The sequence below is a fragment of the Brevibacillus reuszeri genome, assembly GCF_002897295.1.
Taxonomy (GTDB): Bacteria; Bacillota; Bacilli; order Brevibacillales; family Brevibacillaceae; genus Brevibacillus; species Brevibacillus reuszeri_A.
Map to the genome: position 1 here is coordinate 121,432 of NZ_BEXF01000003.1, position 19,524 is coordinate 140,955.

Below are 19,524 nucleotides of genomic sequence, written 5' to 3' on the forward strand. Positions count from 1 at the left end.
TAAAGAACCCCTACGCTGTTTCAGTCGCCTCATTGGCAGACAAACCAAGCAACTGCAACGCGTGCTCTCTCAATTTGTATTTTTGGATTTTTCCAGAAGCCGTCATTGGATACTCGGTGACAAACTGTACATAACGAGGGATCTTGAAGTGCGCAATCTTTCCTTCGCAATAGGAACGGATTTCTGCTTCGGTCAAATCTGTATCTGGTTTTACGCGGATGCAAGCCAGTACCTGTTCCCCGTATTTCGGATCTGGTACACCAACCACTTGTACATCGAGAATTTTTGGATGGGTGTATAGAAATTCCTCGATCTCGCGCGGATAAATATTCTCTCCTCCGCGGATAATCATGTCCTTGAGTCTACCGGTAATTTTGAAATAGCCTTCTTCATCTACGGTCGCCAAATCTCCTGTGTGCAGCCAACCATCAGCATCGATTGCCTTTTCAGTCTGATCAGGCATGTTATAGTATCCTTTCATTACCAGATATCCGCGTGTGCACAATTCTCCCTGGACACCTGGAGGAAGGCTTTCTCCTGTTGCTGGATCAATAATTTTTGCTTCCACGCCTTCATGAAGCCGTCCCACTGTAGCTACCTTTCGCTCAATCGAATCCTCCGGTCTTGTCTGCGTAATTACTGGAGATGACTCTGTTTGCCCGTATGCGATCGTAATGTCTCGTATCCCCATCTTGTCGACGACATTTTTCATCACTTCAATCGGGCACAAGGAACCCGCCATGATCCCTGTTCGTAACGAGCCGAGGTCACGATCCGCAAAGGTCGGATGGTTCAATTCTGCGATGAACATAGTCGGTACACCGTACAAAGCCGTGCATCGCTCCTGCTCTACGATGGAGAGGACAAGTCCGGGATCAAATGCGGTTACAGGGACCATCGTCGCTCCTGTGGCCACGCAAGCGAGCGTGCCCATTACGCAGCCAAAGCAGTGGAAAAAAGGAACGGGAATACATACCCTGTCTTCGACGCCCAAGCCTTGGCACTCGGCTACCTTTATCGCATTGTTGACGATGTTTACATGAGAGAGCATGACCCCTTTTGGAAATCCTGTCGTACCGGATGTGTACTGCATATTGATCACATCGTCAGGATGGAGCGATTTCTGTCTATCGACACGTTCCTCTTCTGTAACCTGCTCTGATCGCTCCAAAAGGTCCTTCCAGAGGAACATCCCAGGTTGGCGTTCTTCTCCTAAAAAGATCACATTTTTTAAGTGGGGGAGTCGCTTTGATTTGAGCTCTCCTGGTTTGCACTCTGCCAGCTCAGGACATATTTCTCTAATCATCTCTATATAACTGGCATCTCGATACGATTCAATCAAGAGCAGCGTGGTTGATTCAGATTGGCGCAATAAATATTCCAGCTCATGTGCTCGATAGCTGGTATTGACTGTCACGAGCACAGCGCCCATTTTGGCCGTAGCAAATTGGGAAATGACCCATTCAGGAACGTTTGTCGCCCAGATTGCTACATTTTGCCCTTTTTCAATTCCCAACGACATGAAGCCTCTGGCTACCTGGTTGCATTTTTCCTGAAATTGCCCGAATGTATACCGGAGTGATTTCTCCTGGTAAACGACTGCCTCTTTTTCCTGATAAAGTCCGGCTGTTTCATCCAATAAATCACCAATGGTAATGGATCGCAGCATTAAAAGCTCCCCCTCCTTAAAAATTCAGACTATTCAGCTATATATCATCATGATTCTTCTTCCTTCCAGCCTATTCCTGCTCACCTGCAAAAAGAAAAGCGTCCCTCGATTGGAACGCTTCCTTCTTATTTGACCACAAATTTTTGTGTCGCTTCCACCTTGTACGGCAGATGGTTACTGTAGTTTAGCTCTACGCGAATTTCATGCTCACCCTTGGGCAGCTTTTTCAGCAAGAACTCTGGGTGATAGATCATCCCTTTTGCTTCCCCATCAATATACAGGTGCGCATGTCCTTGACCAAATACAGGCTTTTGGTTCAGCTCGCCATTATCTTGGACAAACTGAAAGTTCTGCGTGAGCAAGGAGACTTCTGCTGTAGTGCCGTCGACCTTGATATCCATGTTCAACAACGGTTTTTCCGTGCTGGTCGGCTGACTATCTAGCGCAGTAGCCGTTGTGGGAACACTCGCTTCTCCTGGTCGGTACGAGTCTGAGACGTGCAAAGGATCTTTCACCAATAGCACGATTCCTGCCACCAGGACCACGACGAAGACGATTCCACCTAAAATGAGATTGCGCATACTGATAATAAAGACCTTCATGTCTCTACTCTCCCTTTCGCAAGTGCTTGTCACCTATTAGTACATGCATACGCAAGGAGGTAGAGAGTTAGAAGCAAAACTTTTCTAGTAATTATCGATAGTTGATAAATTGTACGTCCAATGGCAAGTCTGCTTTGCGAATAGCGTGGATGACTTGCTGGAGCTCGTCTTTGCTTTTGCCAGTCACACGGATCTGATCGTCCTGAATTTGCGTTTTTACCTTTACCCCTGCTTCTTTAATAATATTGTTGATTTTTTTGGCATTGTCTTTATCGATGCCTTGAACCAGCTTGACGCGTTGACGTACAGTACCGCCCGCAGCTGGCTCGACTTTCCCGTAATCCAGGTTTTTGATCGGCACATCGCGTTTCACCAGCTTACCAAGCAAAATATCTTTCACTTGGGTCAGCTTGAAATCATCATCGGAAATCAGGACGAGTTCCTCTTTATCCAGTGATATGTTACTTTTGCTTCCTTTAAAGTCAAAACGATTTTCAATTTCCTTCAGTGCAGTCTGAATCGCATTATTTACCTCAGACATCTCTACTTTGGAAACGATATCAAAAGAGCTTTCTTTACTCATTCGTTCTTCCTCCTTCTCGTAATTTTTTTACGTGTCCTCTGCAATTAGATCGCCTTTACTATACCACCATCTACGAGAAGTGCCTGACCGGTTACGTAGCTATTTGCTGGAGACGCGAGAAATGTCACCATGCGAGCAAACTCATCTGGCTGACCGTAGCGTCCAAGTGGTATTTGTTTTTCCCATTTTGCGCGAACCTCATCAGCGCTGGTGCTTTGCGCCTCTGCACTCAGACCATCCAATTGTGCTACACGATCGGTTGCGATCCGTCCTGGTCCAATTGTATTAATCAAAATTCCGTCTGGCCCCAGCTCCGATGACAGGGTTTTCGCAAGTCCGAGAACTCCCGTGCGGAATGTATTGGACAAAATCAGGTTTTCCAGCGGTTGTTTAAATGACGATGAAGCAAAATTAATGATTCGTCCAAACTTGTTTTCGCGCATATGTGGCAACACAGCCCGAATGGCGCGAACATAGCTGAGCAAATTCAGCTCAAAGGCGGAAATCCACTGCTCATCTGTCAATTGATCAAATTTTCCAACAGCTGGTCCGCCGGAGTTGTTAATCAAAATGTGAACGGTGCCAAAGTGATTGACTGTCTCTTCTACTACGCGTTTGATATCCTCTTCTTTTGTCACGTCGATCGTAACCGCCAAAGGTGCCTTGCCAGTAGCCTGCTCAATCTCCGAACGAACAGATGCGAGTGCCGCCTCATCACGCCCACAAATCGTCACATTCGCCCCCTCTTGCGCGAGACATAATGCAGTTGCCTTTCCTAGTCCTTTGGAAGAAGCCAGTACGATAGCCGTTTTCCCTTGAAGCTGCAAATCCATGTCCATTCTCCCTTCAAGCGATCTTGTTATGTATGCTTATTCCTTTATTCTACCGAACTTTCAAACGAACGAAAAGAAAAAGAGAAGGGTTTTCGCACACTCCCCTTCTCCTCTCATCTTATTTACAAATCGGTATCTTGCGGAAGTTTCTCTTTGAGTGCCTTCTTGCTCTCGCGCTTTTCCTTCCGTGCTTCTTTGCGAGCAAGTCGGCGTTCTTTTGCCCCCTCAAATAGCGAGTACAAAACCGGCACGAGAACCAGAGTAACCATTGTATGGAAGATCAAGCCGGAGATAACGGCAGTCGCGAGAGGCGCTTCCAGGTCGGAGCCTTCCGCCATCGCGAGCCCCATCGGGAGCATCCCGAGGATCGCAGTCAGCTTGGTCATGATAACTGGACGTACCCGATCCTTCGTCCCTTGAATGATCGCTTCGCCTGTCTTCATTCCACGATTACGAAGCAGGTTGATTCGGTCGATCAGCAAAATCGCATTCGAAACGACAATACCAACCAGCATGATAATCCCAATCATCGCGAGCTCCCCAAACACCCGTTGTGTTATGACAAACCCAATCACCACGCCCACTAATGCCATCGGTATAGTCAGCAAAATGATAAACGGTTGGGACAAACGGCCAAACTGAGCGACCATGATCACGTAAATCAAGGCAAGGACACCAACGAATACAAAGATCCCTTGTGTCATGTTGGCACTTTGCTCTTTCAGCTTTCCTGCGATTTCGATTTTGAGTCCTGCCGGAACCGCTAATGTCGGCAATTTCTCATTGATTTCGCGGCCAACTGTACCGAGGTCAGTACCTTGCATCTCGGCTGATACTTTTACGATGCGATGACCTTTTTCATGAGTAATGGTCACAGGTGATTTGCTGTATGTGATGTCAACTAAGTCTACAAGCGGTATTTGCGCGCCATTTCTTGCGCTTACGGTAACATTGCGCAGTTGATCAGGGTGCTTCAGCCAATTGTCTGGCATCTTGGCGATCACATCTACCTCGATTCCATGCTTCGTAATGGAGGTGATTTGCTGATTTCCAATCATCATGCTCAGCTGTTGCAGCAAAGAACGGTGATCGACATCCAGACGAGCTAGTGCATCCTGCTTAGGTACGAGCGTTACTTTTTCTTTACCCTCTTTAAAGTCGTTGCGGATATTATCCAAACCTGGAATCGTCGCCAGCATGCCTTCGACATCTGTCGCGAGCTTGCTCATCGGCTCCATTTCTTCCCCGACAATATCCAGCTGAATCGGAGCACTTGCTCCTTGACTGCCGAACGATGTAGAAATGGAATCAACTTCAGGGACAGACTTCAGCTTCTCATTAATATCCAGCGTCAATGCATCCTTGTCTCTCTCACGCTGGCTCTTTGGCTTCAAGGAGATGAAGATTTCTGAGCTTTCCTTGGAGGAGAAGAAAAAGATGTCGTTTACTTCAGGAATTTGCCGCAATGCATCCTCAGCTGTCAGCGCCGCTTTTTGCGAACGCTCTAAGGTAGAACCGGTTGGCATTTGAATCGTGGCAAACACCAAATTTTCGTTCGGGTTAATCCCTTGCCCCATCTTCATAAATGGCATCAGGAATACTACGCCAACAAGCATCGCCAAAGATAGAATCATTGTTTTGACACGATGGCGCAAAGCTAATTTAAGTAAGCCATTGAATGCGCGATTAATCGCATTTTCTTTTCCTTCTCCTTCGATAGAAACATTTTTGTCCTTCTGCAAGAATCGGTCAGAGAACACAGGTACAAAGAAAAAGGCTGCAATCGTCGATGCAATAATCGCTGATGATACCGTAAAAGCAATCGTCGTCAGGATCGGCTTTAGCCAATCTTCAAAATCAGCGAAAATGAGTGGCAAAAATACGATGATGATTGTCAGCTGCGATGTAAAAACAGGGGTCAATACTTCCCTTGTCCCTTTTACAATCGCTTGAGAGAGCGGCTCGCCCTTCTCTCGGAAATGATAAATGCTTTCAAGTACAACAATCGCTGCGTCCACGATCAGACCGACCGAAAGACTCATTGACAAGAGCGTAATCATGTCGATATTGTAACCGCCAAGCTTCATTGCGATAAACGTCATAAATGCCGAGAGCGGGAGGGTTGTGGCAATTACCAGTGTCACACGCCAGTTGCGCAAGAAGACGAACAGGATAATGATCGCCAGCGCGCCACCGATCATAACATCGCGGCTCAAGTTGGAAACAGCGTGCTGAATGTAGGACACTGCTTCAAACATGACCTTCATTTTATACTGTCCGTTTGCCTCCGCATTGATTTCACGGACCACATCTTCTACCAAGCCTTGTGTCGTAATCAAATCGCTGCCATCAGCTCGCGATACACTCAAGTGAACAAATACGTTACCATTGGTGAGTGCAACGGAGTTTTTCACTTTTCCACGCAAATCCTCAATGGTTGCGAGCTGTTCCAGCGTGACTGTCCCGTTTGGCGTATTAATCGGCAGCACAGTCATTTCTTGAACCGTATTGTATGTGTTATCAATCATGACAACTGTATCAAACCCGGTATTTTCCAAGGTTCCGATCGCTTGCTTCCAGTTTGTTTCTTTCAGCTGGGAAATAACCGCTTCAGGTGTTGTCCGGTAAGCATTAAGGCGTTCTGGCAGTAAGCTGATCGCAATCTGATTTTCAAAGCTCCTATCGGAGACTTTCACTTCCTTTACTCCTGGTACTTCTTCAATTCTATCTTTTATCGTCGTTTTGGCGATACTCAGCATAGCTTGAGGATCTGCTCCAACCAACGCGTAGTCAATCATTTGTTCGTCACCGAAATTCATTTGGGAAACGTTGACCGTATCTACTGCTTTAGGAAAGCCGTTGCGCAGGCGATTCACTGCATTTTGTACATCCTGCTTGGCTTGCTCTCCTCTACCCTCTTTCGCTTTGATCGTCATGTTGACATAGCCCGTGCCTGTGTTTGAAGAATATTCCTTGATATCTGCCAGCGTCTTCAATTCCTGCTCAATTTTCTTCGTGATCTTCTCTTCCATCTCTTCTGGAGGAAGTGACCCACCTGAAATATTGACAGAGAGCATCGGGAAGTTCGTCTTCGGAACCAGCTCGATGTTAAAGCTCATTAATGAGCCTAGTCCCGCAATCACGATCAAGAACGTAAAGAGGTAGACGATTAACCGTCTTTTCAGCAAAAAGAGAATCATCTTGTTCATGCTCTATTCTCCCTTCGCCTCAACTTTTTGCCCCTCGACGTAGAACGTGATTCCACTGCGCAAAAGCTGGTCTCCTTCTTTGATTCCAGAAACAACTTCAATCTGGTCATCGACCATCTGTCCCGTTTTGACCTGTTTTTTCACAGTCAAGCCATTTTCGACTGCCATCACATAATGCTGCTCTTGACTTACGCCGACACTTTCAAGCGGAACGAGGAAGCCGTTGACTTTGCGTGGCATCTCCACAACAGCTGCCATTCCACCACGCCAGTACCCATCTGAGTTTGGAATCGTTACTTCCACACGATATTTACCTGTCTGCTTGTCAACGACTGGCGAGACAAACGTAACTGTTCCTTCGCTCTTTTTGCCATCATCAGATGCAGCCTGTACCTTTGCTTTCTCTTGGAACTGGCTGATCAAATCGTTCGTTACGTCCAAAGTCACCTTTACCTCAGATAGATCAACCAGATGGATAATATTCTCGCCACCTGATGCTTGCTCGCCTACCTGCTTGTAAACATCTACGATGGTTCCCGAGAAAGGCGCTTGAATCTTGGCATCATCCAGACTCTTTTTGGCCCGTTCAACCTGACCGCTCGCTTGCTTGATTGAAGCATTCGCCAAAGCAATATCCTCTGGCTGTGCCCCGCGCATCAACTCATCTAGCGCCAGCTGGGCATCTCGCACAGAAATTTCTGCTTGAGTGAGGGCACGTTTTCGTTCATTTATTTCGCTTTGCGAGATAGCTCCACCGGCTAATAGCTTTTCATCCGTTGCGACATCCTGCTTCGCCTTTTCCAATTTTTCTTGCGCACTTTTGACTTGCAGACGTTGTTTTTCAATCGCTTCTGCGGTTGCTCCTTTGAGTGTCTTCGTACGACGTGCTGTCGCCTCTTCCACCTGGCTTGCAGCTGCCTCTACTTCTCTCTGGAAGTACTTGGCGTCCAATGTTGCCAAAACTTGACCTTGGGAAATTTTCGTTCCCTTGATCGCTGAAATTGTAGAGATCGTTCCTCCGGTTCCGAACGGCAGCATGGCATCGCGTTTTGCCTCGACCATTCCCGTTACCCGCAGTAATACTGGGCTGCTTTCCTTTTTAACCGTGACTACCTCCACTACTTTTGCTTTTACTTCTGCCTCTGCCTGCTGTGGTGTTTCAGCAGCTGGTCCGCCGCATCCAGCCGTGACGAGCAAAAGTGAAGCCAAAACAACCGACACTCGTTTTTTCACAGTGATTCCTCCAAGTTTTACAATCATTCCCTTGCGTTATTGTGCCAGTTTTTCCCTACACTGCAAAACAGTCACCGGATGGAACTTCCCCTCCGTCCCAAGTCGGAGAATATGCGCAAGTCAAAAGTATATACGATGGAAATATGATTCAGTTACCGTTTTTTAGTCATTTTTCTATGAAAAGGTTAAACATGAAAAAACAGCCAAAGGGATTGTCCCTCGGCTGTCATTTTGCCTGACTATTATTTGACTCAGAAACCTATTCTCCTACAAGCTGCTCCATCTCTTCTAAGAGGCCTTTGAATACACTCAATGCCTCTGCGATTGGCGCGGCCGAGGTCATGTCTACTCCCGCTGTCTTGAGCAAATTCAATGGATAATCGGAGCTGCCGCCCTTGAGGAATTGCAAGTAGCGATCAACTGCTGGCTTTCCCTCCTCCAAAATCTGCTTGGAGAGTGAGGTCGCCGCTGAGAAGCCAGTCGCGTACTTGTAGACATAGAAGTTGCGGTAAAAGTGAGGAATTCGCGCCCACTCCAAATCAACTTCTTTGTCAACAACCATGTCCGGTCCGTGGTAGGCTACATTCAATTCCCGATAAATTTCACTCAGGGAATCAGCCGTGAGCGGCTCCTCCTGCTCTTCTTTTGCATGGACGATTTTCTCAAACTCAGCAAACATCGTTTGACGGAACACCGTGCCACGGAACTGCTCCAGATAGTAGTTAATCAAATACATCCGTTGCTTTTTGTCTGTCGTCGTTTCAAGCAGATGATTCATCAACAACGCCTCATTCAGAGTAGATGCGACCTCGGCAACGAAAATTTTATAGTCAGCATACGTGTATGGCTGTGCATGATTCGAATGGTAGCTGTGCAGCGCATGTCCCATTTCATGAGCGAGAGTAAACATGTTATTGACGTTATCCTGATAGTTCATCAAGACGAATGGATGAGTCGTGTAAGCGCCCCATGAGTAGGCACCACTCGTCTTCCCTTCATTCTCATGAACGTCTATCCATCCATTGGAGAACCCTTCCTCCAGGATGCGTCCATACTCTTCTCCGAGCGGATGCAGTGCTTCCTTGATCGTTGATACCGCCTGGTCGTAAGGTATGTTCATCTCCACCTCAGGTACGATTGGCACGTAGAGATCATACATGTGCAGCTCATCTACTTCGAGCAGCTTTTTGCGCAGCGCGATGTATCGATGCATCAGTGGCAAATGCTCGCGTACCGTAGCAATCAGATTGTCGTACACGGACAAGTCCACATTGTCAGCAAACAGAGCTGCATACAGAGCAGATGGATATTTGCGAGTACGTGAGTAGAACACATCACCTTTGATCGCTGATGTCAGCGAAGCGGCAATCGTATTGCGGAATTTCCCGTACGTTTCATACAATGCCTCAAAAGCCTCTTTGCGCACACGACGATCCTTGCTCTCCATAAACTGCGTATAGCGTCCCTTGGTCAGCTCTACCTCTTCCCCGTTTTCGTCTTTAATCATCGGGAATTTCATATCGGCATTATTGAGCATTCCATATATTTTGGAGGGGGAGGAAGCGAGCTCGCTCATGTTTGCCAGTAGTGCCTCTTCCTCTGAGGATAACGTATGCGGTTTAAAGCGCATGATCTCCTCCAGCAGAATACGGTAATGCGCAAGTCCTTCTTCCTCTTTGATCCAATTCTCCAGCTCTTCATTGGAGATAGCCAGAATTTCCGGCTGTATGTAAGAAATCGCACCGTATACTTGTGTGCTCAAACCTGTTGCACGGTCGGTTAGACCTTGGTACTTACTGTTGGCATTGTCCTCATCTCGTCTCATGCGAGCATAGACGTATACCTGATCGAGTGTCTTTAGCAGTTCATCTTGCAATGTCAATGCCTGTAGCAATTGCTTGCCCGATTGACCAAGAGTACCCTTCAGTGCTGCAATCTGATCAGCAAGCTGCTTGCTTTTCTGTACATCTTTTTCCCAATCAGCATCGCTTGGATAAATATCTTCCAAACGCCATTTGTATTCAGCGGGGACGTCACTGCGTTTAGGCAGTGTTTTGCTTTTGTTCACCGTGATCACTCCCTCGGATTCTTGTCTTTGATATGGCCAAATCATCCATATTCTTATCCTATCCTATTCTGTTATTCGGTTCAAATGAGAAGAAAACCTTTATCGCGGCTACTCAGGAATAAGAAGCCGTTTCATCCGGGAACAAGCAGTTTCCAGAAAAAAAGCTGAGCTCTTCCGGTTTGGAAAAGTCAGCTTCTGCCCACGCCTGTATAGTGAAAGCCGGCCTCCCTCACTTCTTTCACTGGCCATGCGTTTCGACCGTCAAAAAGTGCTGGATGAGCCATATTCGAATAAATTTCATCCCAAGGCAGTTGAACACATTCCTTCCACTCCGTTACGAGTAAAGCGGCGTGAGCACCCTGGCAGGCTTCTGCGGGGGTACCGAAATACGAAACGCCTGGAAATAACTTTTGAACTGCAGAAGATGCAATCGGATCGTAAGCGCGAATACTGGCCCCGCAGCGCTGTAATTCCTCGATGAGCGCAAGTGCCGGCGCTTCCCTGATGTCATCGGTATCAGACTTAAAAGCTAATCCGAGCAAAGCTATTTCTTTGCCTTTCAGCTCAGGAATTGCGTTTTTGACTAGCTGTAAAAACCACAACGGCTGGGTCCGATTGATTTCCCGTACTTTATCTAAAAGGTTCAGGGAAACTCCTTGTTCCTGCGCGAGCTGGAGCAAAGCAATCGTATCCTTTGGAAAACAGGAGCCCCCATAGCCTACACCTGCACGTAAAAAATCGGGTCCGATTCTGCTATCGAGTCCCATGCCGTGGGCAACTGTCAAAATATCCGTGCCAAGTACGTTGCTTAATCGTGCCAGCTCATTCATAAAGGAAATCCGTGTAGCTAAAAAGGCATTGGAGGCGTATTTGATCAGCTCTGCATTGGCCCTTGTCGTCAAGACGCGCGGCGCAGCAACTCCGTCATATAATCGCTCCATGACAGCCTTGGCTTCCTCATGATTTGCCCCGATAACAATTCGCGAAGGCTTCAATGCATCTACGAGGGCATTGCCTTCACGCAAAAACTCGGGATTTGACACTACAAAAAGTGATTTGAAGTCCCCCAATAAACCAGCAACTCGGTCTCCTGTCCCTACTGGAACCGTGCTTTTTATTACCACCGTACGAGCACGTGGTACACTGCTGTGCATCGTTCCGATTTCGGATACAGATGCCAGCAAATACGACAAATCGGCTGTCCCATCGGCGGATTCTGGTGTTCCGACACAAACAAAAAGAACTTCTGATTCCTTTGCTTCCAGTAGATCTGTCGTAAATGTCAAAACCCCTTGTTGCAGGACGGCAGCGAGCGCCTCCTCCAGTCCCGGCTCGTAGATGGGTGACTGACCTTGCCTTAGCATCTTTATTTTCGCCTCGACAAGGTCGATTCCCACAACCTCATGACCATGCATGGCCAAAGAGATTGCAGTCGTCAAGCCTACATAACCGGTACCGATAACGGCAACTTTCATTGTTTCACCTCATCATTTTTTCATCACGCGCAAATACAACTCTTCCAATTTAGCCCGCTGCTTGTTGATATCGTGGTTTTTTTCCACTTTCTCTCTCGCGCGTGAGACGATTTCTGCCCATTCATTTCGCTGCGACAGAACGTGGGTGATCATCTTCGCCAATTTTGTAGGAGAACGCTCTGGTACAAGGTATCCTGTCTGCTTGTTTTCCACCAATTCTGGAATACCTGAATGATAGGTAGAAATGACTGGACGTCCAGACGCCATCGCTTCCATTAACACATTGGGAATCCCTTCTTGATCGCCATTTCGCGCTGTCTTGCAAGCGATGACAAACAGATGACATCTCGCCAGCTCGTGCTGCACTTCTCGATGTGGCAAAGCCCCCTTAAAGACAACCCGTTTGCCCAAGCTATATTTTTTCACCAGTCGCTTCAGCTTTTTTTTCTGATCTCCCTCACCGACGATGATCAGCTTGGCTCCCGGATGTGACTTATGAACCCGTGAGAACGCCTTGATTAAGGTGTCCATCCCTTTTTTCTCAGTCAGCCTGCCAACACTCAGCAGTCGGAATTCGCCGTTCTCAACGGGCTGCGCGGGCAGCATCGGGAATTTTCGCAAATCAATCCCCGAACGAACAAGCGTAATTTTTCTCGCTGGGCATCCTAAACGAATGAGCCGTTTTTTCATGTGGTTACTTACAACTGTAAAAGCTTTTCCCCGTCGAAAAAGACGTTTCAAAGCCCGTCGGTACACAGGATTTTCCCTGACCCTTTTGGTCGCATCAAACCCGTGGAAGGACGTAATCAAGGGCAGCTTCGTTTTTCTTGCATACGGCAGCAATTCCAAGCCAGCCGGCCCAAAACGGGCGTGCAGGCATTTTATTTTTTTTCGTCTCAACCATGTGGAGAGGCCGGTCATACGCTTGCGCACATAGACCGGCGAGTATGGAAACTGTTTTCGATTAAATGGTCGTTGTCTCGTCAAGACCATCGTTTTGACCTGACGATGTCCAATCAATTGCTCATAAATAAAGGTTTCGCTCTTAGGGAGAAACTTTCTTCGATAAACGAGGACCCGATGCATAGGGCTGTCCTCCTGTATATGTCATGGTCCTTTTCTTTGCGAACGCATATCAGCTAACTGTTGGCGTAAACCATCCTCCAATGACACCTTCGGGTGGTATCCCAAACGGCTTTGTGCCAGAGTGATATCCGCACAAGTGCGCTTCGAATCCCCTGCTGGACCGTTCTGATAAACAATTTGTGGGGTCGTGCTGAGTAACCCACCCATGATATTTAATACATCAATGAGCTTTATTTCACGATCACCGCCGACATTGAATATTTCCCCTGGAGCTGCATGCTTGGCAGCCAGCAAGTTTGCCTCTACCGCATCAGTCACATAGGTGAAGTCCCTCGTCTGCTGGCCGTCGCCAAATACTGCCACCGGTTCTCCCTTCATCAGTTGGCGGAAAAAACGGTGAAATGCCATATCAGGCCGCTGCCTTGGGCCGTAGACCGTGAAGTACCTCAGCATCGTAATGGGTAACCCGAATGCTTTCACATAAACCAAGCAAATTTGCTCCATCGCTTCCTTTGTCATTCCATACGGGGAAACGGGACGAAGCGGTGCGCTCTCATTTGTATAAGAGCCTTGCATCGTTCCGTAGACAGAGGATGAAGAGGAGACGACTACTACAGGTGGTTTTGGGAGCTGTAGACATGCCTCCAGTAAAAATTGCGTTGCCAAAATATTGTGGCTGACATAATCGGTAAAAGCCTTACCCCAGCTATTTCGAACACCTGGTAGGGCGGCTAGATGATAGACAACATCAACTCCATCTAGCCAATCCTTCCAGCGTTGTGCTTGCAGCATAGTCGAGTGAAAGGTAAAGGCAGGGCGATTCCCGATCTCTGCCAAATTACGAAGCTTCGCAGCCACATCGTAATTGTCCACAAACCCATCAATTCCGATGACTGTTACTCCGTCATTCAGCAAGCGCTGAGTCAAATGAGACCCGATAAAACCGGCACAACCGGTAACAAGCGCTTTTGTCATCGACGACGCCGCCTCACTTTCTTCAGCCGTTTGATTACCAGATATCCATTTTTATACCCGTAAACTGCTTTGTACTTTTTCCCCCATCGTTTCAAGTAATGCTTGAACGTCTTTTTCCGGAGGTGATTGCGTCTACGCTTCATTTTGTTGTCTGTCAGCTGTCCTCGGTGTTTTGTCCGGTTATACAGCTTGCGATTAATATATCGGACTCGGTACTTTTCGATTAAACGCAGGACGATTCGTCTGTCCTCCATAATTCTACCTTCGTATTTATCGGACGTATCCCAGCCTCCTACTTCATGCAGGGCAGCTACCCGGTAGCAACGAGGAGCGACCATCCAGCGGTTGTACTTTAAAAACTGATATTTGTTGCGGAAATGTTTGTGTTTGACCAGAAACGGGTTGTAATACCTCCCCCGCTTTACGCGCCAAATTTTTATGTTTCCGTAAAACAGTGCCGTGCTTTTTTTGCTCTTCTTAATGTACTTCTTCAAAATCGCCAAGGTTCGCTTTGGCAACCAATCATCGGAATCGAGCTGTACGAGGTAGGGTGTATCCACCATGGACAGTGCTTGGTTCATCACTTTGGATATCCCTGAATTTTTCTCCATGCGATAGTACATGATGTTTGGATGATAGAGATACTTTTCTACCTTTTGCCTTGTTCTGTCCGTCGATGCATCATCCATGATCAACAGCTTCCAGTCCTTTGAGGTTTGCTTCAGGACACTTCTGATTGCTTTGCGGATGAATGAAGCACGATTATAGGTTGGGATAACAACAGTAAAGGTCGGAATCATAGCTCCTCCCTCTTCACAGCCGGAATGCGAATCGATGATTTGTCACTCAAAATGAACACGCCGCTGCTATCAGTAGAATGACCCTCTAAATTGGAGGAACGGCCGAATACACTATCGGTCAATTTCCAGGTGACGTCCTGCAACGAGCTGTTTTCAAGAAGAATGCTATTCTCAATATGTGTACAATTTTTGAGATGAACACCATCTTGAATGGAAACAAATGGGCCTAAACGGCAATTTTCAATTTTGCATCCTTTCCCGATTAATACCGGGCCGACAATTTCACAATTGACTACACTGGTTTCATCGCCAACCTGATGAGTGACACCCAAATCCCGTGTCAGTACCCACCGGTTAGCCTCCAGCCAACGATCTATGGTTCCCACATCCGAATACTTGCCACTTGTAACGGCATGAGCAATATGAAAACCGCGATCAATCAAAGACTGAATCGCATCCGTGATCTCATATTCACCACGGCTGGATGGCTGGAGTGTAGCAATCGACTCAAAAATGGATTTGGTAAACAGGTATGCGCCAATTACCGCCAGATTGCTCTTCGGCTGACGGGGTTTTTCCTCTACTGAGACCAGACGCCCTTCCTGTACTTCGGCGATCCCATAATCCTGTGGTCTCTCCACTTCACTTAGCATCACAACACCGTCTGAATTTTCTTCGGAAAACGCACGCTTCAGCCCGTGCAGCGAATCCATCAACAAGTTATCACCAAGTAACAAGATAAACGGTTCGTCTTGCAAGAACGGTTGCGCTAATTGGACGGCATGAGCTATTCCCAGCGGTTCCTCCTGCTCTATAAACGTAATGGCAGCCCCGAATTGACTACCATCACCTACGAACGGAGGAATCTGCACTTGAGAAGGGTGAATGACGATCCCGATGTCATGGACACCCACTTCACGCAATTTGCGGATGCAATAGTGTAATACCGGATGATTGGCCACAGGGAGGAGGGTTTTCGGTTGCGAATAGGAGAAGGGGTGCAGTCGCGTACCACGTCCAGCACACAAGATTAACCCTTTCACAAGTATCACTCCCCAGTTATGCTCTGCGATACTTATAAGGTATGCGTACCTTGGTTTCTGGACAGGGCAGACGTCCACACAGAAGTAAGAAAGGGCAACAACCTATAGGCCGATAGTGTTTCTCAACCGATTTTTTGAAGTGGCTGTTTTCCCAGATCTCGTTTTTCTATAGCATTTTCAAATACTTTTAGATACCCTTGTGCTGTAGCGTACCAGGAAAAATGTCTCGCTCGCATCAGTGCCTGTTTTCCCATTTCCGTGCGAATATGGGGAGCGCTCCATAATAACTCCCAAATGATTGGCAGTTCTTTGTTCCACTCTTTAGGAGGAATTAAGAAGCCGCTTCCCTGATGGGTCACAACCTCTTTGATCCCGCCACGTGGCGTGGAAATAACGGGCTTACCAGATGCCATGGCTTCCAGATTCACTCGGCAAAAAGCTTCTTTCCAAACCGAAGGAGTCGCAACGATATCCCCGATCTGGTAGTAGAGTGGCATTTTTGCACTGGGGACAAAATTGACGAACTTTACTTTGTCACCCAATGGTTTGGCCAGCTTCTTCAGTTCTTTCACATATGGGTTTAACCGATTGCTCCCGTATCCTGTACCACCGACAATGACTAGACGGGCCAATGGATCTTTTTCACTAACCTGCCGGAAAGCTTTTAGAAGGACATGCACTCCTTTTCCGCGCATGAGTCTCCCAGCGTAAAAGAGAACACGATCCTCTGCCTTGAGACCGATTTGCTTGCGCAGCTTTTTGATCGAATAGTGCTGCTTTGCTACTTGATACGGAGAGACATCGACCCCGAGATGAACCGCATGAATTTTGTGTGCAGGAATACGGCTTGCTTTCATAAAATGCTGCCGCAAAAATTCGCTGTTAGTGAAAAAGCCTGACGCCTGACGCACAACCTTTTTCATCTTTTCCTTGCTAATAATCGCGGTAGAGCCATATACATGTGAATGCATGTTGACGAACACAGGGATTTTTGGAAAATGACGCTTGAGTGCAAGCACATAAGTCGGTCTGTTCTCTACAAGAATGACATCTGGCTTGTGCTTGCGAATATGCTTGATAATTTTTTGCAAATACGGGGTCGGTCCATTATACGCATATCGAATAAACTCGCGATTTTCTTCCACAGAGGATTTTGGATAAGTGGCGCACTTGCGGGTATAGATCGTCACCTGATGCTCGGGATCAATCATTTTGGTCACTTCGTCAATATCATGCTCCACCGAGCTGCCTTTGACGGGTGGCACCGAGAATGGCCCGGGACTAATTATGGCGATGTTCATTCCGCTCGATCTCCCACTCCTTTTTCAGGGAAAGGACCACCTGATAGAGGTATTGCATTTCTTTTTTTTGACTCTCCTCCGCTTCCTTCCACTTCTTCTCCCATGCCGCGACCGTTTCTTTTAAGGAAGCAACTTCCTGCTCCAAGTTTTGTAGCTCTTCACTTGTCGCTACATCCGTCTCGCGCATGATGATCTCGAAGGAAGGCTCTAGCACCAATTCCGCTTTTGTATTGGGAGCTGCTTCCAGCTTGGCTTCTCCCTCCTGTACGGTTACCTTTATCTCTGCTTCTGGTGGCTTCTCTACTGGCTTCACGATGGAAATACGCTCTACAGCTTCATCGACAGCATAAGTACCAGAGAAGACACCAGGTGTTACCCAGTGAGGTAAATCCCCTTTTTTTCTTTTTTCCACAAGACATTCCCCTCCTGAAACTTGAATCTACGTAATATGGTATGACAGTCGCGGAAAATGGGTACGTGTACGTGCAAAACAGCAGGTACAAAAAAACCGCCTTGATTGTCATCAATCAAAGCGGTTGCCGATAATCCTTTGCACTAGATTGTCTACGGAAATTGAGGCTGTACAGGCGCGCCTGCTCTACACTGGTGATTTGCTGCTTTTGCCACTCCAGCAAGATCCGGTCAATATAACGAATGTGCAGCTTTCCTACAGTCGCGGCTTCTCGGAGTGCAGTCAAAATCAGCTCCTCCTGATAACCGTCCTGCTCCGTCCACATATGAATACTCTCCAGTTCAAACGGTGACAGTGGACGACCAAATGCTTGTTCAAAGCGTGAATAAATGGCCACTGGCTCCGCCTCGAGAGATGCAGCTGTTTCCAGATAAGGCTCCAAAAGCGGTTCTACAGCACGCGTATCTGTTTGCTGTTCACGCCACGTCTGGTACAGCTTTCGATACAACGGGGTCAAATTGTATTGCTCGTGCCGCATCCCTGTTTGCGGATCAATAAATTCATCAATGCTTAACCAGTCTTCTTTTAGCAGCTTTTGCAGCGACTGAATCAGTCTCATGCTAGACATGGACATGCGCTCCTCCAGCTCTGTCAGGGTAGGAAAACGATTCCCTTCCTGTTGAAAAGAGAGCAGTTGGATGAGCAGCATCATTTCGTCATCAGCCAACGACATCCGTTTGTACATTTTGAGTAGTAGATTCGATACGGATGTTGCACCTTCTTGCAACAATCGCAAAATATGTGAATCCATAAAGCATGTTCACCTCTGAGTTGGAATGGCTAGGAAGTACGATAGTCGCGCTGTACACACAATAGGAACACCCTGCTGCCCTATAGCAACAGGGTGTTTCGGTTACAAAATCTCTACGGATAGAGACGGTTCAGCATGCGTGGGAACGGAATGGTTTCACGAACGTGATCCAATCCACAAATCCAGGCAATCGTGCGCTCCAGGCCCAAACCAAAGCCGGAATGCGGAACTGTACCGTATTTGCGAAGATCCAGATACCAACGATAAGCGTCTTCGGATAGCTCATGCTCTGCAAAGCGCTTTTCCAAAAGCTCTGGGTCATCAATCCGTTGGCTGCCTCCGATGATTTCACCGTATCCTTCCGGTGCGATCATGTCTGCACACAACACCACTTCCGGACGCTCAGGATGTGGCTTCATGTAAAATGCCTTGATCTCGGTCGGATAATGCGTGATGAAAACAGGCTTGTCATAATGCTCAGCGATCATCGTCTCATCTGGTGCACCGAAGTCATCGCCCCACTTGATCTCGCTGCCTTTTTCCTGAAGCAGCTTGATTGCATCATCATATGTAATGCGTGGGAACGATCCTGTTACATTTTGCAGTTTGGTTGTATCGCGCTCTAATGTTTTCAGCTCACGCTCACAGTTTTTCAGAACAGACTGCACAACATGGGATACAAATGCTTCCTGGATACGGAGGTTTTCTTCGTGATCGACGAAAGCCATCTCCGGCTCAATCATCCAGAATTCAATCAAATGGCGGCGTGTTTTGGATTTTTCCGCACGGAAAGTTGGTCCAAAAGAATAAACCCGGCCAAGAGCCATTGCTGCCGCTTCCATATAAAGCTGACCAGACTGAGACAAATACGCGTCTTCATCAAAATATTTAGTATGGAACAGATTCGTCGTTCCTTCCGCAGAGGTTGGAGTCAGAATCGGTGGGTCCACCTTGTAGAATCCGTTCTCTTGGAAAAACTCGTACATGGCACGAATAATTTCAGAACGAACAGCCATAACGGCACGTTGACGCGGGGAACGCAGCCACAGATGACGGTGATCCATCAAGAAATCAACGCCATGCTCTTTCAACGAAATCGGATATTCCTGAGCGATCTGAATGATTTCCACTCCGGTTACAGTGAGTTCAAACCCGCTTGGCGCACGGTCATCGGCACGAACTACACCTGTTATGTATAAAGAACTTTCTTGTGTTAATTGGGATGCTTTCTCCCAAACGTCCTCAGCTACTTCTGCCTTCACTACTACCCCTTGAATGAAGCCGGAGCCATCCCGTAGCTGCAGAAATTGAATCTTACCGCTGCTGCGCTTATTGTATAACCAGCAACCCATACGTACTTCTTGTCCAACATGCTGCCCAACCTGGGCAATCGTCGTCAACATCGGATATTCCCTCCATTTACC

General features: G+C 47.3%; 16 protein-coding genes. All 16 read right to left on the minus strand.

Annotated features, from left to right (window positions below; translation table 11 throughout):
- Window positions 1–10: 10 nt before the first annotated feature.
- Window positions 11–1,669, minus strand: coding sequence for an AMP-binding protein (locus C3B52_RS06060; RefSeq protein WP_103105187.1), 1,659 nt, complete (start codon window positions 1,667–1,669; stop codon window positions 11–13).
- A gap of 125 nt (window positions 1,670–1,794) precedes the next feature.
- Window positions 1,795–2,271, minus strand: a complete 477-nt coding sequence (locus C3B52_RS06065; protein WP_103105188.1) for a hypothetical protein — start codon at window positions 2,269–2,271, stop codon at window positions 1,795–1,797.
- A 91-nt stretch (window positions 2,272–2,362) separates the two neighbouring features.
- Window positions 2,363–2,854 carry a YajQ family cyclic di-GMP-binding protein gene (locus tag C3B52_RS06070; protein ID WP_103105189.1) on the minus strand — a complete coding sequence of 164 codons (492 nt, stop codon included), beginning with the start codon at window positions 2,852–2,854 and terminating at the stop codon, window positions 2,363–2,365.
- Between the two features lie 44 nt (window positions 2,855–2,898).
- On the minus strand, window positions 2,899–3,687 hold the full coding sequence (locus C3B52_RS06075; RefSeq protein ID WP_103105190.1) for an SDR family oxidoreductase: 789 nt from the start codon (window positions 3,685–3,687) through the stop codon (window positions 2,899–2,901).
- A 122-nt stretch (window positions 3,688–3,809) separates the two neighbouring features.
- Window positions 3,810–6,896, minus strand: a complete 3,087-nt coding sequence (locus C3B52_RS06080) for an efflux RND transporter permease subunit (RefSeq protein ID WP_103105191.1) — start codon at window positions 6,894–6,896, stop codon at window positions 3,810–3,812.
- A 3-nt stretch (window positions 6,897–6,899) separates the two neighbouring features.
- The gene (locus C3B52_RS06085; protein ID WP_103105192.1) at window positions 6,900–8,129 is read right to left on the minus strand and encodes an efflux RND transporter periplasmic adaptor subunit; all 1,230 of its coding nucleotides are present in this window, start codon (window positions 8,127–8,129) and stop codon (window positions 6,900–6,902) included.
- Between the two features lie 259 nt (window positions 8,130–8,388).
- A complete protein-coding gene (gene pepF / locus C3B52_RS06090; RefSeq protein WP_103105478.1) occupies window positions 8,389–10,197 on the minus strand; it encodes an oligoendopeptidase F in 1,809 nt (602 codons plus the stop codon).
- A gap of 188 nt (window positions 10,198–10,385) precedes the next feature.
- On the minus strand, window positions 10,386–11,672 hold the full coding sequence (locus C3B52_RS06095) for a UDP-glucose dehydrogenase family protein (protein WP_103105193.1): 1,287 nt from the start codon (window positions 11,670–11,672) through the stop codon (window positions 10,386–10,388).
- 12 nt (window positions 11,673–11,684) lie between these two features.
- Window positions 11,685–12,758: a glycosyltransferase gene (locus C3B52_RS06100; protein ID WP_103105194.1), complete on the minus strand. Its 1,074-nt coding sequence runs from the start codon at window positions 12,756–12,758 to the stop codon at window positions 11,685–11,687.
- A gap of 21 nt (window positions 12,759–12,779) precedes the next feature.
- Window positions 12,780–13,733 carry an NAD-dependent epimerase/dehydratase family protein gene (locus tag C3B52_RS06105; RefSeq protein ID WP_103105195.1) on the minus strand — a complete coding sequence of 318 codons (954 nt, stop codon included), beginning with the start codon at window positions 13,731–13,733 and terminating at the stop codon, window positions 12,780–12,782.
- Entirely contained in the window at window positions 13,730–14,533 is an 804-nt protein-coding gene (locus C3B52_RS06110) for a glycosyltransferase family 2 protein (RefSeq protein ID WP_103105196.1), read from the minus strand. Before C3B52_RS06110 ends, C3B52_RS06105 begins: the two co-directional genes overlap by 4 nt.
- Window positions 14,530–15,576 carry a glucose-1-phosphate thymidylyltransferase gene (locus C3B52_RS06115; RefSeq protein WP_103105197.1) on the minus strand — a complete coding sequence of 349 codons (1,047 nt, stop codon included), beginning with the start codon at window positions 15,574–15,576 and terminating at the stop codon, window positions 14,530–14,532. The genes C3B52_RS06110 and C3B52_RS06115 overlap by 4 nt, the downstream gene beginning before the upstream one ends.
- Before the next feature lie 122 nt (window positions 15,577–15,698).
- Window positions 15,699–16,877: a glycosyltransferase family 4 protein gene (locus C3B52_RS06120; protein ID WP_103105198.1), complete on the minus strand. Its 1,179-nt coding sequence runs from the start codon at window positions 16,875–16,877 to the stop codon at window positions 15,699–15,701.
- Window positions 16,858–17,289 carry a hypothetical protein gene (locus C3B52_RS06125; protein WP_103105199.1) on the minus strand — a complete coding sequence of 144 codons (432 nt, stop codon included), beginning with the start codon at window positions 17,287–17,289 and terminating at the stop codon, window positions 16,858–16,860. Before C3B52_RS06125 ends, C3B52_RS06120 begins: the two co-directional genes overlap by 20 nt.
- Window positions 17,290–17,404: 115 nt before the next feature.
- On the minus strand, window positions 17,405–18,100 hold the full coding sequence (locus C3B52_RS06130) for a DnaD domain-containing protein (RefSeq protein ID WP_103105200.1): 696 nt from the start codon (window positions 18,098–18,100) through the stop codon (window positions 17,405–17,407).
- A gap of 113 nt (window positions 18,101–18,213) precedes the next feature.
- Entirely contained in the window at window positions 18,214–19,503 is a 1,290-nt protein-coding gene (asnS, locus tag C3B52_RS06135) for an asparagine--tRNA ligase (RefSeq protein ID WP_103105201.1), read from the minus strand.
- Window positions 19,504–19,524: the final 21 nt, after the last annotated feature.

What these genes read in the sequence shown, in the direction of transcription:
- C3B52_RS06110 (WP_103105196.1), bottom strand. Translation starts at nt 14,533, where the DNA reads ATGATTCCGACCTTTACTGTTGTTATCCCAACCTATAATCGTGCTTCA.
- C3B52_RS06080 (WP_103105191.1), bottom strand. Translation starts at nt 6,896, where the DNA reads ATGAACAAGATGATTCTCTTTTTGCTGAAAAGACGGTTAATCGTCTAC.
- C3B52_RS06070 (WP_103105189.1), bottom strand. Translation starts at nt 2,854, where the DNA reads ATGAGTAAAGAAAGCTCTTTTGATATCGTTTCCAAAGTAGAGATGTCT.
- C3B52_RS06075 (WP_103105190.1), bottom strand. Translation starts at nt 3,687, where the DNA reads ATGGATTTGCAGCTTCAAGGGAAAACGGCTATCGTACTGGCTTCTTCC.
- C3B52_RS06095 (WP_103105193.1), bottom strand. Translation starts at nt 11,672, where the DNA reads ATGAAAGTTGCCGTTATCGGTACCGGTTATGTAGGCTTGACGACTGCA.
- C3B52_RS06065 (WP_103105188.1), bottom strand. Translation starts at nt 2,271, where the DNA reads ATGAAGGTCTTTATTATCAGTATGCGCAATCTCATTTTAGGTGGAATC.
- C3B52_RS06120 (WP_103105198.1), bottom strand. Translation starts at nt 16,877, where the DNA reads ATGAACATCGCCATAATTAGTCCCGGGCCATTCTCGGTGCCACCCGTC.
- C3B52_RS06105 (WP_103105195.1), bottom strand. Translation starts at nt 13,733, where the DNA reads ATGACAAAAGCGCTTGTTACCGGTTGTGCCGGTTTTATCGGGTCTCAT.
- C3B52_RS06060 (WP_103105187.1), bottom strand. Translation starts at nt 1,669, where the DNA reads ATGCTGCGATCCATTACCATTGGTGATTTATTGGATGAAACAGCCGGA.
- asnS (WP_103105201.1), bottom strand. Translation starts at nt 19,503, where the DNA reads ATGTTGACGACGATTGCCCAGGTTGGGCAGCATGTTGGACAAGAAGTA.
- C3B52_RS06100 (WP_103105194.1), bottom strand. Translation starts at nt 12,758, where the DNA reads ATGCATCGGGTCCTCGTTTATCGAAGAAAGTTTCTCCCTAAGAGCGAA.
- C3B52_RS06130 (WP_103105200.1), bottom strand. Translation starts at nt 18,100, where the DNA reads ATGGATTCACATATTTTGCGATTGTTGCAAGAAGGTGCAACATCCGTA.